This is a genomic window from Halioglobus japonicus, from assembly GCF_001983995.1.
GTDB classification, from domain to species: Bacteria; Pseudomonadota; Gammaproteobacteria; order Pseudomonadales; family Halieaceae; genus Halioglobus; species Halioglobus japonicus.
In genome coordinates, this window is record NZ_CP019450.1 from 3,455,732 (window position 1) to 3,470,029 (window position 14,298).

Sequence of the window (14,298 nt, forward strand, 5' to 3'; positions counted from 1 at the left end):
CGCTCCCTGCTTGCCGATAATGAGTACTAACTATAGCGTGTCACGCTTTGCTTCGCTCTCAAATAACATCGACAAGAGGAGTATCCCGTCATGAGGCGAAACTAGGATGGTTCGATCAGCCCGTCTCGAATAAAAATAGTCCGCTGGTTCACTGCATTAACTGCCCCGTAGATTTAGAATCCTCAATTGCTGAACAACACTTAGGACAATCTGTGTTCCAGGTATTTGCTACTACGCCAGAGAATATGGGCCCCGGCGAAATAGGCGCGCATGCAGCGCGCGCGGAGGCCATGGGCTTCGACGGCCTCCATGTTCCTGATGCGGTGCACGACGGCCTGTTATTGTCTGCCATGGCGCTGGCCGCCACTGAAACACTGCTGGTTGGCACCGGTGTATTGCTGGCCTTCCCGCGCAGTCCGATGATTACCGCCATCGCCGCATGGGATCTACAAAAAATGTCCGGCGGTCGGTTCGAGCTTGGCCTTGGTACCCAGATCAAGCAGAACATCGAGCAGCGCTATTCCGCACGCTGGGATTCGCCGGTACCGCAGCTGCGGGAATATGTGCAGGCACTGAGAGCGATTTTCCATAGCTTCCAGACCGGGGATCGTCTGAATTTCGAGGGCGATCACTACCAGTTGACCCGCCTGCAACCATTCTTCAATCCGGGCCCTATCGATCATCCCAACATCCCTATTCTGTGTGGTGCGGTGGGACCCGCCATGACCCGTATGGTAGGTCGCATCGCCGACGGCATGATTACCCATCCCACCAATACGCCCCCGGAGTACATTCGTGACGTCTGCCTGCCACGGCTACAGGGCGGCTTCGAGCAGGCGGGCAACACCGGGGATGACTTCAAGCTCGTACTCGGGCCGCTGACCGCCACCGGCAAAGACGAAGCAACGGTCGCTGCGCAGTGGGAAAAGCAACGCAATCTGCTTGGCTTTCTCTATTCTACTCCGGCTTACTGGCCGAGCCTGGAACTGTTCGGCTGGGAGGCGAAAGGCCAGCAATTATTGGACATGACCCGCGCCGGCAACTGGCAGGCAATGCCAGACATAGTGACGGACGAGATGCTGGCGGCGTTTGTGCCGAGAGGCACCTATAGTGAGATCGTTGATACCTACAAGAACCGCTACGCTAATCTCACTCGACGTATCACCTTCCCCATGCCGGACAACCCTGCCGATGATGGACTGGCAGCAAAGGCGATCAGCGCACTGCAAAGGTGCTGAGCCAGACTAGGCAATTGCAGCGCTCGCTTTCATGGCAGCGGCTCGGTAAGCTGGCAGTATCTAACAGCAAACAAGCCCACCACTATGCGCTTGTACCAGGTGTTCCACGAACTTCCGCAGCGACAGGGCAATCTCGCCAGTGTCACGACTTCAGCGGCTGCGCACGACCGGCGCGCTAACACCGAGCTTCCCACATGCGTTGCCACGACCTCCGGCAACGCCCGCTTCCACGTTAGCTGTGAGCAGCACAATCGCGAGATACAGTGCTGCGGACACGGCTTGCTGGCAACCGCCCATGAGCTTCTTGATACACAGGCCCTGACTCGCGCAGAGCTGGGCAATGGCGTGTGGGCTCAGCGCGAGCCCAACCCGACCGGCGGCTCAACCCTCTGGCTGTACCTGCCTGAACTCATTGCCGCAACGACACGGATTCCGGCATGGACTGACACGCTGGCACGTGACAGCAGCAATCGAGCAATAGCGCCGAAGGCAGCCGCGGCCACCGCCAATGCCGATGGTTATCTCCTGCTGGAACTCCCCGCCGAGCACGATCTCGGCGAACTATCCGTCGATATAGAGACGATTAGCCACCACACCCGGCGGGCGGTATTGCTCTGGCAGTCAGATTCAGCGAACCCGACCGTGGTTCGGGTGAGATACTTCGCACCGCAATATGGCAACGATGAAGATGGCGCGACAGGCTCGGTGCTCCGGGTATTGATTCCCCACCTGCATACACTGAGTAACATAGCCGTATTCGATGTCATCCAATGTTCACCCACGGGTGGCAGGATGACGGCTCGCAAGACAGATGATAGTGTAGCTATTAGCGGCAACATCCGACTGGTCGATGACAAGGATCTCCCGACCCCATGGCAAGCGTAGAATTGGACATGGTTGAATCGCCCCGCGCTCAATCCGGGGAGGTTTCTGCCTCACAGCAGGCCTTGGCGCTGGCCGAGCTGTTCTCCGGCGTGCGGCAGTATTCCGTACAGATTTGCCAGCCGCTAGCCATTGAAGACTACGGTCTACAGGCCATGGCATCCACCAGCCCGGCCAAATGGCACCTCGCCCACACGTCCTGGTTTTTCGAGACATTTCTGCTCAAGCCCTACATGCCGGGCTATCGCGTATTCGATGACCACTACGAGTATTTATTCAACTCCTACTACAACGCCGTCGGCAGCCAGTTCCCGCGCCATCAACGCGGCCTGCTGTCCCGGCCCACGGTAGAGGAGATTTACGCCTATCGAGCGCACGTTGATGAAGCGATGCTGCAACTGCTCGCCGGCACACCACTGGCCGCTGCCGAAGACGTGCTGAACCGAACCGAACTGGGCTGCCACCACGAGCAGCAACATCAGGAGCTGTTCTTTACTGACTTAAAGTACAACTGGTTCCAGAATCCCCTCTACCCGGCATATAACGCGAGCCCGCTACCGACCGCGCCAACTGCAGCGCCGTTGCAGTGGCAAATGTTCCCTTCAGGTTTACACGAATTCGGGCACGACGATGACAACTTCTGCTTCGACAATGAACTACCCCGCCACAAACAGTATGTCGAGCGTTTCAGCATAACGGACCGGCTTTCGACCAACGGTGAGTACCTCGCCTTTATTCAGGACAACGGCTACCATCGACCGGAGTTATGGCTGGCCGATGGCTGGGCGACACGTCTGGAGCGCCCGGACTGGACCGCTCCCTTATACTGGGTTGAACGCGATGGTGGTTGGCTGGAGTACACGATGCACGGCCTCGTCGAGCTGGACCTGCACCGCCCCGCCAGCCACCTCTCGGCCTATGAAGCCGACGCCTTTGCCCGTTGGCAGGGGTGCCGGCTACCGACAGAGTTTGAATGGGAGCTGGCAGCCGCTTCCGCCAAGCAGGCAGCTGCAGACGAAACCGCGCACCCTGTGTCCGTCTCGCCTGTTGGCCAACTCTGGCAATGGACTAGCAGCGCGTATTCACCCTACCCGGGCTTTCGCACCGCCGAGGGCGCCATTGGCGAATACAACGGCAAATTCATGGCGAATCAATTAGTGCTGCGCGGCGGCAGCGTCGCCACCAGTCCGGGGCACTACCGGCACAGTTATCGTAATTTCTTTTATCCACCAGACAAATGGCAATTCACGGGCGTACGCCTTGCCAGGGAGAGCGAGCCATCCTAAACCTGACGGACAGCGACACAGCACAGGCTAGCACCAGTACTCTGGCATCGAGTGCAGAGCAGGCAAGCGATGACGCCATCAGTGCTGAGATCCAGTCTGGGCTGAATGCAGAGGCTCGCCACATTAACCCCAAGTACTTCTACGACGAGTACGGCTCACAGTTGTTCGACCAGATCACCCAACTCGACGAGTACTACCCCACGCGCACCGAGATCACCATACTCACGCGATTCGCCGAGGATATCGCCCGTGCCACAGGTCGCGGCTCGGTACTCCTGGAGCCTGGTGCCGGTAGTTGCGCCAAGGTACGCCTGCTGCTTGAGGCACTGGCACCGGCATGCTATATACCCATCGATATTTCCCGCGAGTTCCTGTTTGCCGCAGCGCAGCAGCTACAGAGCGAATTTCCACATATTCCCATTCGCCCTGTGGCCGCAGACATGCAGGCGGACATCCAACTGCCCGACAATCTGGATGGCATTCCACGTATGGTGTTCTACCCTGGCTCGACCATTGGCAATTACACACCGGCAGAGGCGGTTGAATTCTTACGCCACGTGCGCAGGACTATCGGCGACAACGGCGGGCTGCTTATCGGTGTAGACCTGCAGAAAGACCCCGCCATCCTGAACCTCGCCTACAACGATGCCGCCGGTGTTACCGCAGCCTTTAACCGCAACTGCCTGAGCAACATCAACACACTGACCGGGGCCAATTTCGATCCCGAGCGGTTCCGACACATCGCGTTTTACAACGAATCGGAACATCGTATTGAAATGCACCTGGAGAGTGATTCACGTCAAAGTGTGGTGATCGGCGGCCAAAGCTTCGACTTCAAAAAGAACGAGCGAATTCTCACTGAGTACTCCTACAAATACACGGTAGAGAGCTTTGCCCAACTCGCCGCCGAGGCAGGCCTGCACGCGCGGGAACATTGGGTGGATGAAGATCAATTATTCAGCCTGCAGTATTTCACCGCCAGCTTAGGTCAGCCGCTAGTCGAATAAGTGCTGGTAGTGATCCAGGGCGTAACCGCGATACTGCATAAAGCGGCTGCGCTTGGCTTTTTCCTTGATGTCTTCCGGGGTAAGGCGCCGAACTTGCGCTGGTAGGTAGCTTCAGCGAGCGCAAACCAGTCAGGCGCTTCCTCCTCCATCGCGAGCGCAATCTCGCTATCGCTAATGCCTTTCTGGCGCATTTCCTGGCGAATCCGCATCGGGCCATGGCCACGGTTCATACGCTGGCGCAGAAAACTCTCGGCGTAGCGAGCATCCGACTGCAGGTTGTCTTCAATGAGCCGATCAAGTTGCGTCTCGATCAGGTCATCCGCTTTAAATCGCTTCAGCAGTTTTTGCTTGAGTTCCCGCCGTGAATGCTCGCGGCGGGCCAGCAAGTCCATTGCCGCAATACGGATATCATTCGGGTTAATGGCCGTCAGCTGATCAAATTCGCCATCGCTATCCTCATCTTGTTGCCAACGTTCAGACATACGAAAACTGTACATCCATACAGACCCGGCTTCAACCGCAAAATCGGCCGGAGTGTGGTCGAAAATTCGCTAGGGCGTGCTCCTGATCTCTAGTACTCTAGATTTTCAGACGGCAATAACAGCAACAAGACGACTGCCACCGGGGGCTTTTTTGACAGGGTTCATGCGACGCTACGTCGCAATCATTGATGCGATCAACTATCGCCTGGGCCGCGTTGTGATGTATGGCATTTTCGCCATTATCGCCATTTTATTGTGGTCCTCCATCTCCAAAACCTTTTTCCTGCCGTCACTATGGACCCTGGAAATGGCCCAGTTCGCCATGGTGGCCTACTACATGCTCGGCGGCCCATACGCCATGCAAATGGGCGCCAACGTGCGCATGGATTTGTTCTACCACCGCTGGTCGGATCGCCGCAAAGCCTGGTTTGATGCCTTCACCGTTCTATTCCTGATGTTTTATCTAGGCGTGCTGCTATACGGCGCGATGGACAGTGCCAGCTACGCACTGGAGTACAACGAGCGCAGCAATACCGTGTGGCGCCCCTACATGTGGCCCATCAAGCTGGTGGTCGTGCTCGGGGTCACCTTAATGCTGCTACAGGCCATTTCAGAGTTCTTCAAGGACGTTGCTCGCCTACGGGGAGTCACGCTCTGATGCCCTACGAATTGATTGCCCTGCTGATGTTCTCGTCACTCATGCTCATGCTCATGACGGGCCAGAGAGTGTTCGGCGCAATCGGTGCCGTGGCCGCCATCGCTGCGCTGTCACTATGGGGCACCGGCGGCTCCGACATCCCCTATGCGGCCACCATGAAACTGATGAAATGGTATCCGCTGCTGACTTTACCCATGTTCATTTTCATGGGCTATGTGCTGTCCGAGTCAAAGCTGGCAGACGATCTCTATCGCATGTTTCACGTGTGGATGGGCTCGCTCAATGGCGGCCTGGCGGTAGGCACCATACTGCTCATGATTCTGGTGTCCGCCATGAACGGCCTGTCAGTGGCGGGCATGGCCATCGGCGCAACGATTGCATTACCTGAGTTGCTGCGCCGAGGGTACGACAAACGCATGGTTACTGGCGTTATCCAGGCGGGCTCCTCCCTGGGCATTCTGGTACCCCCGTCGGTGGTGCTGGTGCTCTACGCCATGATTGCTCGACAGCCAGTGGGACAACTGTGGCTGGCAGGCGTTGTACCCGGACTCATTATGGCCGCCATGTTCATCGTCTACATTGCCACCCGCTGCCGACTGCATCCCGAGCTGGGGCCGGCCCTGAGCGAAGAGGAGCGCAATGTGCCACTGGCCGAGAAAATTCGCCTGCTGCGCGCCGGCGCGCTGCCCATAATCATCTTTGCCGCCATGATGGTGCCTTTCATCAATGGCTGGACCAGCCTGGTGGAGAGCTCGGCGATAGGCGCGCTCACTGCCCTGCTGGCCGCGGTACTCAAGGGCCGCATGAATCGCCAGGTGTTCGAAACCTCGGTGCGCCAGACACTCGCCATCAGCTGTATGTTTATGTGGATTATTCTCGCGGCACTGGGTTTTGGTGCGGTGTTTGATGGGCTGGGCGCCGTGCGCGCCATCGAGGCGCTGTTTACCGATCAGCTGGGCCTCAACCCTTGGGTGATCCTGATTCTGATGCAGCTGTCGTTCTTGATCATGGGCACTTTCCTGGACGACACCGCGATGCTGGTCATCGTGGCACCACTATATGTGCCGCTGGTAGGCATGCTGGGCTTTGATTTGATCTGGTATGGCATTCTCTACACCATCACCACCCAGATCGCCTACATGACGCCGCCCTTTGGCTACAATCTGTTTTTAATGCGAGCAATGGCGCCGCCAGAGATTTCACTACGGGATATTTATATTTCCATTATTCCGTTTGTACTGATTATGGTGGCAGCGCTGGCGCTGGTGATGCTGTTTCCGCAGCTCGCCCTTTGGCTGCCAGAGACGGTTTACAACAAAGGATAAGCAACCTGGAGACTGATGTGACGACACGACGAGATTTCATTGGCAAAGCCGGCATGGGTATCGCAGGTGCAGCGGCCTTCGGCGCACCGGCGGTGCACGCCAACAAGAAAACCACCATCAGATGGCGCATGCAAACCTACGCCGGGCCTGCTCTGGCAGAGCACGTGGTCAAACCCGCCATCGAATCGTTCAACAAGATCGCCGGCAGTGAAATGCAGATTGAGCTGTACTTTGCGGACCAGCTCGTGCCCACCGGCGAATTATTCCGCGCCATGCAAAAGGGCACCATCGACGCCGTGCAATCCGACGATGACTCCATGGCATCACCCACCGAGGTCACCGTGTTTGGCGGTTACTTCCCCTTCGCCAGCCGCTACTCATTGGATGTGCCTGTACTGTTTAATCAATACGGTCTCAATGAAATCTGGGATAAAGAGTACGCCAAAGTCGGAGTGAAACATTTGTCCGCCGGCGCCTGGGACCCCTGCCACTTCGCTACCAAGGAGCCCATTCGCTCATTGGCTGACCTGAAAGGTAAACGCGTATTCACCTTCCCCACTGCTGGCAGGTTTCTGCACCAGTTTGGTGTGATCCCTGTCACCCTGCCCTGGGAAGACATTGAAGTAGCCGTACAAACCGGCGAGCTCGATGGTGTGGCCTGGTCGGGCATCACCGAGGACTACACGGTGGGCTGGGCAGATGTCACCAACTACTTTCTCACCAACAATATCTCCGGGGCCTGGGCCGGCTCGTTCTACGCCAATATGGACCAGTACAACAAGCTCCCCGACCGGCTCAAAGAATTGCTCAAGCTCACCATGGACAGTTCGCACTACTACCGCCAGTGGTGGTACTGGGGCGGCGAAGCCTCACTGCGCGTGCACGGCACCAAGATGGAGCTCACCAGCATTCCCGACGAGGAGTGGACCCAGGTAGAGGCCGCCGCGGTCAAATTCTGGGACCAGGTGGCTTCGGAATCGGCCACCAAGAAACAGGTGGTCGATATCTTCAAACGCTATAACGCAGATATGCAAAAGGCTGGGCGACCGTATCGCTACTCCTGAGTCCGCTGACCCTCGAGCCCGCTTTATTCAGCCAGGCCGAACGCCCGGGCAAACGGAGCGGGATCGAAGGAATCACGGTAGAGCTTGATGGGGGATGTATCTGATAAGCCTGCTTGCTCATATGCCTGTTCGCATAAATTGTTCACACCGCTGGTCGGCAATGGCCAACCGGGTCGCGTGGGTAATCGATGCTTATCGCGTAATCAGTCTCTATTGAAACTCAAGATTCTGAATACCGCTTTAACCCAGCTCGAACGTGCTGATCCCGAAGATCTTATCGTGCTCAACCGCCGGTGGCTCGCCAATGTACATGCGCGCACAGCCAAACACTTCGGTCATATTGAATTCCTTGACCAACGCCATGGCAGCGGAATTATTCTCAGGGGCGTCGAGATACACAGGGCCGCCCGCAACTGTCGCGCAAAGATGAGTAACCAATCCCCGCGCAATACCGGCGTTGTCCGCGAATAGCGGCCCAATCTTGGCGCCTTCCCGACAGCGGCGCAGAACGCCATAGCCCTTCAACTCGCCGGCGTCGTACCAACCCAACGCCTTCACCTGCGGTTGGGCTATCCAGCGGCTCAGAAAGGCGTCACGGGGAAAACCGAAGCACCGCAGGTCATAGGCCTCAACCTCGGCCATGGCTATATCATCCAGGGCGACGATTTCAGTCGCCACCTCAGGCGAGCAACGCGCACCATCGTCCAATTGATACCGCAAATTGCGATGGGAAAACTTGAACCCGCCTTTGGCGTAATAAGCCTGCATATCAAACACACCATCCAGACCAATGGTGGCACCGACATCGAGCCTTTGCCGTAATCGGTTCAGGCGCGCATGCCACAATTGATCGCCCAGGCCGCGACCGCGATGCGCGGGTCGCACGATAAAGAAGCCCATAAATCCATAAGCGCCACCATAGGAGGTAATAGCACCGCCCCCTATGACCTCATTATCAATCTCAGCGGCGACGAAGGCGTCAGCATCGTTCGCCCAGAAAATGTCGGCGTCTTGCAAGCCGGGATTCCAGCCTTCCAGTGCGGCCCACTCCACCAGTGTATCCACTCCCGCTCTTGCCATTGGCCTGACCGTCAACGATTCGGACATAGTGGAACTCCTTCAACATTGTGTGCGCGAGATTCAGTGTGGAACATGTTCAAGTGAGTTGCAATTTGGCGGCCTCCCCGGCCCACAAAAACTCACCAGCACCTCTGTCACATCGCTGCCGCTGCCTTTATATTGGGGGTTTTGCAAAACGTGTTTAAGGATAATTCGCAGTGACCGTAGAACTTTCGAAACTCCCCACCAATACACCCATTATCGTGGGGGCCGGGCAAAGCGTTGAACGCGACGCGGGCAGCACGTCACACGTCGGCATGGCTGCCCGGGCTGCCGCCATGGCCGTCAAGGATACCGGCGCGCAGGGCATTGCAGACAGTATCGACACCATTGCCATGATTCGGCTGTTCTCGGATATTGCACCTGCGTGGCAGGCCAACCTGGGACGCAGTAATAACCCGCCCGAATCCATTGCCAGGGCCATTGGCGCCAAGCCCCGCCACCGCATCTACTCACAGGCCGGCGGCAACGAGCCACAGGCACTGCTGATGGAATTTTTCGCCGACATATCCCGGGGCGACAGGGACATGGTGCTGCTGGCAGGCGCCGAGGCCTTGCGCAACCAACGCAAGGCCGAAAAGCAGGGCCTTGCGCTCGACTGGGCTGAAGATTACGACGAGCCTCTGGAAGACCGTGGTATTGGGAATATTTTCCCGGACCCACAAGAACTGGCCAATGGCATGATCATGCCGCTGCACTACTACACCCTTATAGAACAGGCCCGGCGCACCGCCATGGGGCAGGATCGCCAGGGCTACCTGGCGGAATCTGCCAGGCTCATGGCGTCCTTCAGTGAGATCGCCTCCCACAACCCTTACTCCCAGTGGCCTGGGGCACAGTCTGCCGACGACATTCTCCAGGCAGACCTGCTTACTCATCTCTACACCAAGCGGATGATTGCCCAGGACAGCGTGAATCAAGGCGCTGCGCTACTGCTTACCAGTGTGGGCAAGGCACGCGAGCTCGGCATTCCCGAGGACAATTGGATATTTATGCACGGGGCCGCGGAAGGAACGGATGTCGACGTGAGCGTACGCCCGACACTGGGTGGCTCTGTGGTAGCGGGTCATGTTCTCGATACTGCACTGGCTATGGCTGGCCGCTCACATAACAGCATCGACATGTTCGACATTTACAGTTGCTTCCCCTGTGCTGTCACTGCTATCAGCGACCACCTGCACTTGCCCGCAGACGGCTCCCTGCCTCTCACGCTTACCGGCGGCCTGCCCTTCTTTGGTGGCCCGGCAACAACTACAGCATGCACGGGCTGGCAGAAACCGTCTGGCAACTGCGCAAAGCGCCCGGGAAGTTTGCCTTGGTGCATGCCAATGGTGGCTTTCTTACCAAACATGCCACGGGCATATTTTCCGGTACTGCCAGTACGGTCGACTGGTCGGCAGCGAACACGAAGATAGGTTCTGAGTTTGCGCCCAAATGTGAACGCGCCACCCAACCCGACTCAGGCATTGTCGTCAGTTACTCCATCAACTTTCGCGGCGGCGCAGCCACGGATGTTACCGCGCTGGCAGAGACGCCATCAGGACAGCGCTTCGTATGCAGCAGCGCGCCCACCGACCAGGTGACAGTGCAACAGTCACTGAACGAGGAACTGGTTGGGAAAAGCATCAGCGTTCAGCCGGGAGAGCAGGATCACAGCCTGCACTACACCCTGAGCACGTGACCGTAGCGCAAGGTGAAACACAATAGCAGCTGACAATACACCTTCAATACGATTACGACCGGAGCGGGACATCATGAACATTCTCATCGTTGGCGGTACCGGCCTGACGGGGGCAACCACCGCCCGACACCTCAGCACCAAGGGCCACCAGATCACATTGATGTCGCGCTCAGCACCGTCCAACCCGGCGCTGGCTGAGTTTGCACATATTTGCGCTGACTATATCGACAGCAAGATAGACGTAGAATCGCTGCGTGGTTTCGACGCGCTGATCTTCGCAGCGGGTGCCGATATCCGTATGCTGCCCGAAGGTGAAGATCCCGCCGCCTTCTTCCATCGAGCCAATACGGAGGCTATTCCACGTTTCTTCAATTGCGCCAAGCATGCCGGTATCAAGCGAGCTGCCTACCTTGGCACTTACTACCCACAAGTAACCCCTGAGAAAATCGAAAGCGATAGCTACGTACAATCGCGCTATCGCGCAGACAAAGCCATTCGCGAAATGTCTGATGACGACTTTTCTGTATGCTCGGTCAATCCGCCCTTCATCATCGGTACGTTTCCAGGTGTTGTAGACGCACACCTTGCAGCAATGACCCAGTATGCCGCTGGATTGATCGAAGGCCTGACGCCGATTTCCCCGGACGGTGGGGTATTTCACATCACTGCACAGTCACTGGCAGAGGCACTGGAAGGAGCTCTACTGCGTGGAGTAGCCGGCAAGGCCTACCTGGTGGGGGATGAGTACTGGAGCTGGCAAGAATACATTGAAGCGTTCTGCCGCGAGGCTGGGAATGCCCAAACACTGGCTGTGAGCCGGGATGAGCACCCGCTACTGCCAGATATGATTATGTACGCGGGCCGCAATGCGGAGGTCAGGTATACGCCTGAAAATGCGCCTCTCGACTACTCAACTGGCAGTATTGCAGCTGCGATCGAAGCAGTAGTGGAAACGTATTTACCCAGGTAGCTGTAGCAGTTGGGAACAAGCTCGAAATGATGGCAACTCGGGCCTTTTTTAAGGCAAAAAAAACGGGGCACAGGGCCCCGTTTCTCAGCATCGCTATAGCTTAGAAGTTATAGCGGAATTTGACCGCTACATTGCTAGGCGCTTCGTAGAAAGCGTAGTAAGCCGTCGCTGCACCGCCGGTGAGGGTGGTAGACAGAGGCGCCTGGTTGCCGAAGGTCATGATCTCTTCGTCAGTCAGGTTCTCAGCAATCAAGGCCAAAGACCAAGTTCCATCAAGATCCTCGACCACGATGCGGCCGTTCAGCTTGACGAAAGAGTCCTGCTTCAGGTTGGGGTCCAGTGTGGGCGAGACGAAGTAGTCGTCGCTGTATGCCAGATCCAGACCGAAGGTCAGGCCGATGTTGTTGGTGATTTCAATATCGTAAGCACCGCCGAGGTTTGCAGTCAGCTCGGGAGCATACTCACGAGTGTCACCGGTGCGGTCACACAGGCCAGTTTCGGGGTTATCGGGTGTTTCACCGTAGTAACACTGGGAGATATCGAAGTTGTCGAATTCAAAGTCGAGATAACCCACCGCGCCGGTGAGATACAGCGAGTCGGTTGCCTGCCAGCGACCTTCCATTTCAATACCCTGAGTCGTGGCCGAACTTGCGTTGGTCACGTTGAAGCCCAGAACGCCGTCGAACTGGCTGGTTTGCAGATCGCTATACTCTGTGTAGTAGACAGCAACGTTCAGCTCGGCAGCGCCGTCTGCAAGGCTCATCTTGGCGCCAGCTTCATAACTCTCGGCAAACTCTTCTTCAAACTCAAAGTTGGTGTTCAGATTAGAACGCGCATCAAAGCCGCCGGCCTTAAAGCCTTCGGTGTAAGAAGCGTACAGCATGGTGTCGTTAGAGATGTCCCACTGGACATTCACAGCCGGAGTAAACTTTGACTCGCTCCGGGATGCAGCCAGGTTATGGCCCTCACCGTTGCCGGAGAACTGTTCGGAATCAATACCGAAACCAGCAAAGTAAACCAGAGGTGCAAAAGAGGTTCCATCAACGATGGGGAACGTTGTTTGATCGAACGGTCCGGTTTGGCCCTGCAGATCCACAACGTTCAAGTTCCGGGTACCTTCCTTATCTTCGTCGCTGTAGCGACCGCCAAGCGTCAAGCGAAGCGTATCGCTAATGTTCCAGGTGAACTGACCGAAGACTGACCATTGCTCACTAGACATGGTGTAGAGGCGAGTGTTGCCCGTACCGATGACCGGCGCAGCGGCTGGTACAGCGGCTGCCAAGATGCTGTTAGCGTCAATCGCGAGAAGCTCATCGTTATCTATATCATAGTCTGAGTAGTATGCACCCAGGATATAATCGATCGTGTTGCCCGTGGACGACGCGAAACGAAACTCCTGACTGAACTGCTCGTAATTCTCGTTGCCCGCGGTTTCAATAATCACTGCGCTTGTAAAGTCACAGTCACAGTTCTGGAAGTAGTCGTACTCGAGCGAGCTTGTCACCGAGGTCAGGGTGTGTTCGCCGATATCCCAGTCAATCGTCAGGGTGATGTTATCTACTTCAGTCTCGTCGGAGTCACCGTTGGACTGACGTTTAAAGTCCTGCTTGTCATCCAGAATCACCGCGCCGCCAGTGGCGGCCAGCAGGGCATCGGCATAGGTGGGCGGTCCACCTACGGGATTAATAATTTCGAGGAAACGACCTTCTGTGGTGAAGTCGGCGTTTTCAATCTTCAGATTAAACGAAAGATTGTCGGTTGCATCCCACTGAATGTTGGCTCGTATGATCTCGTGATCCAACTGGGACTCAGTCTGGTCCAGGAAGGTGTTGTCATAGTAACCATCCTCGTCGCGCTTCAAACCTGCCAGACGAATGGCAAATGTGTCGCCGATGGGGATGTTGACCGCACCCTGAACTTCATAGCCTTCCTGGTCGAAGTTATAAGACGCTTCAGCGAAGCCTTCTACAACATCGGTGGCAGCGCGGTTGGTCACGGCGCTGATCGCACCCGCGATAGCGTTTTTACCGAATAGGATAGGCTGCGGGCCGCGCAGGACTTCCACGCGGTTAACATCGAGGTAAGGCACGCGGGCCAACTGCGGACGGCCGTAGAATACGTCATCGACATACATACCAACCGATTGCTCAAACGCCGGGTTGATACCGGAGCTAATGCCGCGAATGGTCACGTTGGTGCCCAGACCGGTCTGGTTCATGCTCAGGTTGGGGACCCAGTCGGCCAGGTCGTTCAGGTTGGTGATACCACCATTGGAGATCTGTTCGCCACCGACCACATTCACCGAGATAGGTACGTCGGACAGGCTCTCAGAACGCTTCTGGGCAGTCACAATCACTTCTTCGAGCATGCCTTGCGCCATGACGTTTCCTGTCAGGGCCAGGGCGGGCACTGCTGCGATACTTGCGGCGAGTAAATTTTTGCGAAACTTCATTATATTACCTCTGCTTTGTTATGCATTTTTTACGGGGCTAACTACGGCAACACGGAGAAACCGGATTAGTTGTCCCTACTGCGACTGCGACAACCATAGCCCATCCCAGAGACTAAATCTATCCCTCAAGGCTG

At 56.6% G+C, this 14,298-nt stretch carries 12 protein-coding genes and 1 pseudogene; 9 read left to right on the top strand and 4 right to left on the bottom strand.

Annotated elements, in window-relative coordinates; translation table 11 throughout:
- The first annotated feature begins 212 nt into the window (after positions 1–212).
- The 4 genes from BST95_RS16265 to egtD all read left to right on the top strand — a co-directional run bounded on the left by BST95_RS16265 (position 213) and on the right by egtD (position 4,413).
- Entirely contained in the window at positions 213–1,238 is a 1,026-nt protein-coding gene (locus tag BST95_RS16265) for a TIGR03617 family F420-dependent LLM class oxidoreductase (protein ID WP_084200553.1), read from the top strand.
- Positions 1,239–1,322: 84 nt separating this feature from the next.
- Entirely contained in the window at positions 1,323–2,123 is an 801-nt protein-coding gene (locus BST95_RS16270) for a PhzF family phenazine biosynthesis protein (RefSeq protein WP_084200554.1), read from the top strand.
- Positions 2,111–3,406, top strand: coding sequence for an ergothioneine biosynthesis protein EgtB (gene egtB, locus BST95_RS16275; protein ID WP_084200555.1), 1,296 nt, complete (start codon positions 2,111–2,113; stop codon positions 3,404–3,406). Before BST95_RS16270 ends, egtB begins: the two co-directional genes overlap by 13 nt.
- Complete coding sequence (gene egtD / locus BST95_RS16280; RefSeq protein WP_084200556.1) at positions 3,358–4,413, top strand: L-histidine N(alpha)-methyltransferase; 1,056 nt, start codon at positions 3,358–3,360, stop codon at positions 4,411–4,413. Before egtB ends, egtD begins: the two co-directional genes overlap by 49 nt.
- Here the strand turns inward: egtD and BST95_RS21440 are convergent.
- Positions 4,402–4,482: a hypothetical protein gene (locus BST95_RS21440; RefSeq protein ID WP_420866363.1), complete on the bottom strand. Its 81-nt coding sequence runs from the start codon at positions 4,480–4,482 to the stop codon at positions 4,402–4,404. The genes egtD and BST95_RS21440 overlap by 12 nt on opposite strands.
- Before the next feature lie 134 nt (positions 4,483–4,616).
- Positions 4,617–4,910: pseudogene (locus BST95_RS21445) on the bottom strand (regulatory protein RecX); the annotation flags it as partial.
- A gap of 148 nt (positions 4,911–5,058) precedes the next feature.
- Between BST95_RS21445 and BST95_RS16290 the strand changes: the two are divergent.
- From BST95_RS16290 to BST95_RS16300, 3 genes are read left to right on the top strand one after another with little or no spacing between them, the layout of a single operon-like run.
- Complete coding sequence (locus tag BST95_RS16290; RefSeq protein WP_102106088.1) at positions 5,059–5,553, top strand: TRAP transporter small permease subunit; 495 nt, start codon at positions 5,059–5,061, stop codon at positions 5,551–5,553.
- Positions 5,553–6,878, top strand: coding sequence for a TRAP transporter large permease (locus tag BST95_RS16295; RefSeq protein WP_084200557.1), 1,326 nt, complete (start codon positions 5,553–5,555; stop codon positions 6,876–6,878). Before BST95_RS16290 ends, BST95_RS16295 begins: the two co-directional genes overlap by 1 nt.
- A gap of 17 nt (positions 6,879–6,895) precedes the next feature.
- On the top strand, positions 6,896–7,942 hold the full coding sequence (locus BST95_RS16300; RefSeq protein ID WP_084200558.1) for a TRAP transporter substrate-binding protein: 1,047 nt from the start codon (positions 6,896–6,898) through the stop codon (positions 7,940–7,942).
- A 240-nt stretch (positions 7,943–8,182) separates the two neighbouring features.
- Here BST95_RS16300 and BST95_RS16305 read toward each other — a convergent pair whose 3' ends face one another.
- Positions 8,183–9,049, bottom strand: a complete 867-nt coding sequence (locus BST95_RS16305) for a GNAT family N-acetyltransferase (RefSeq protein WP_084200559.1) — start codon at positions 9,047–9,049, stop codon at positions 8,183–8,185.
- Between the two features lie 170 nt (positions 9,050–9,219).
- Between BST95_RS16305 and BST95_RS16310 the strand changes: the two genes are divergently transcribed.
- The gene (locus BST95_RS16310; protein WP_084200560.1) at positions 9,220–10,476 is read left to right on the top strand and encodes a hypothetical protein; all 1,257 of its coding nucleotides are present in this window, start codon (positions 9,220–9,222) and stop codon (positions 10,474–10,476) included.
- 339 nt (positions 10,477–10,815) lie between these two features.
- Positions 10,816–11,712 carry an NAD-dependent epimerase/dehydratase family protein gene (locus tag BST95_RS16315; protein WP_084200561.1) on the top strand — a complete coding sequence of 299 codons (897 nt, stop codon included), beginning with the start codon at positions 10,816–10,818 and terminating at the stop codon, positions 11,710–11,712.
- A 100-nt stretch (positions 11,713–11,812) separates the two neighbouring features.
- On the opposite strand, the gene BST95_RS16320 is transcribed toward BST95_RS16315, so the two are convergent.
- Positions 11,813–14,164, bottom strand: a complete 2,352-nt coding sequence (locus tag BST95_RS16320) for a TonB-dependent receptor (protein WP_229801599.1) — start codon at positions 14,162–14,164, stop codon at positions 11,813–11,815.
- Positions 14,165–14,298: the final 134 nt, after the last annotated feature.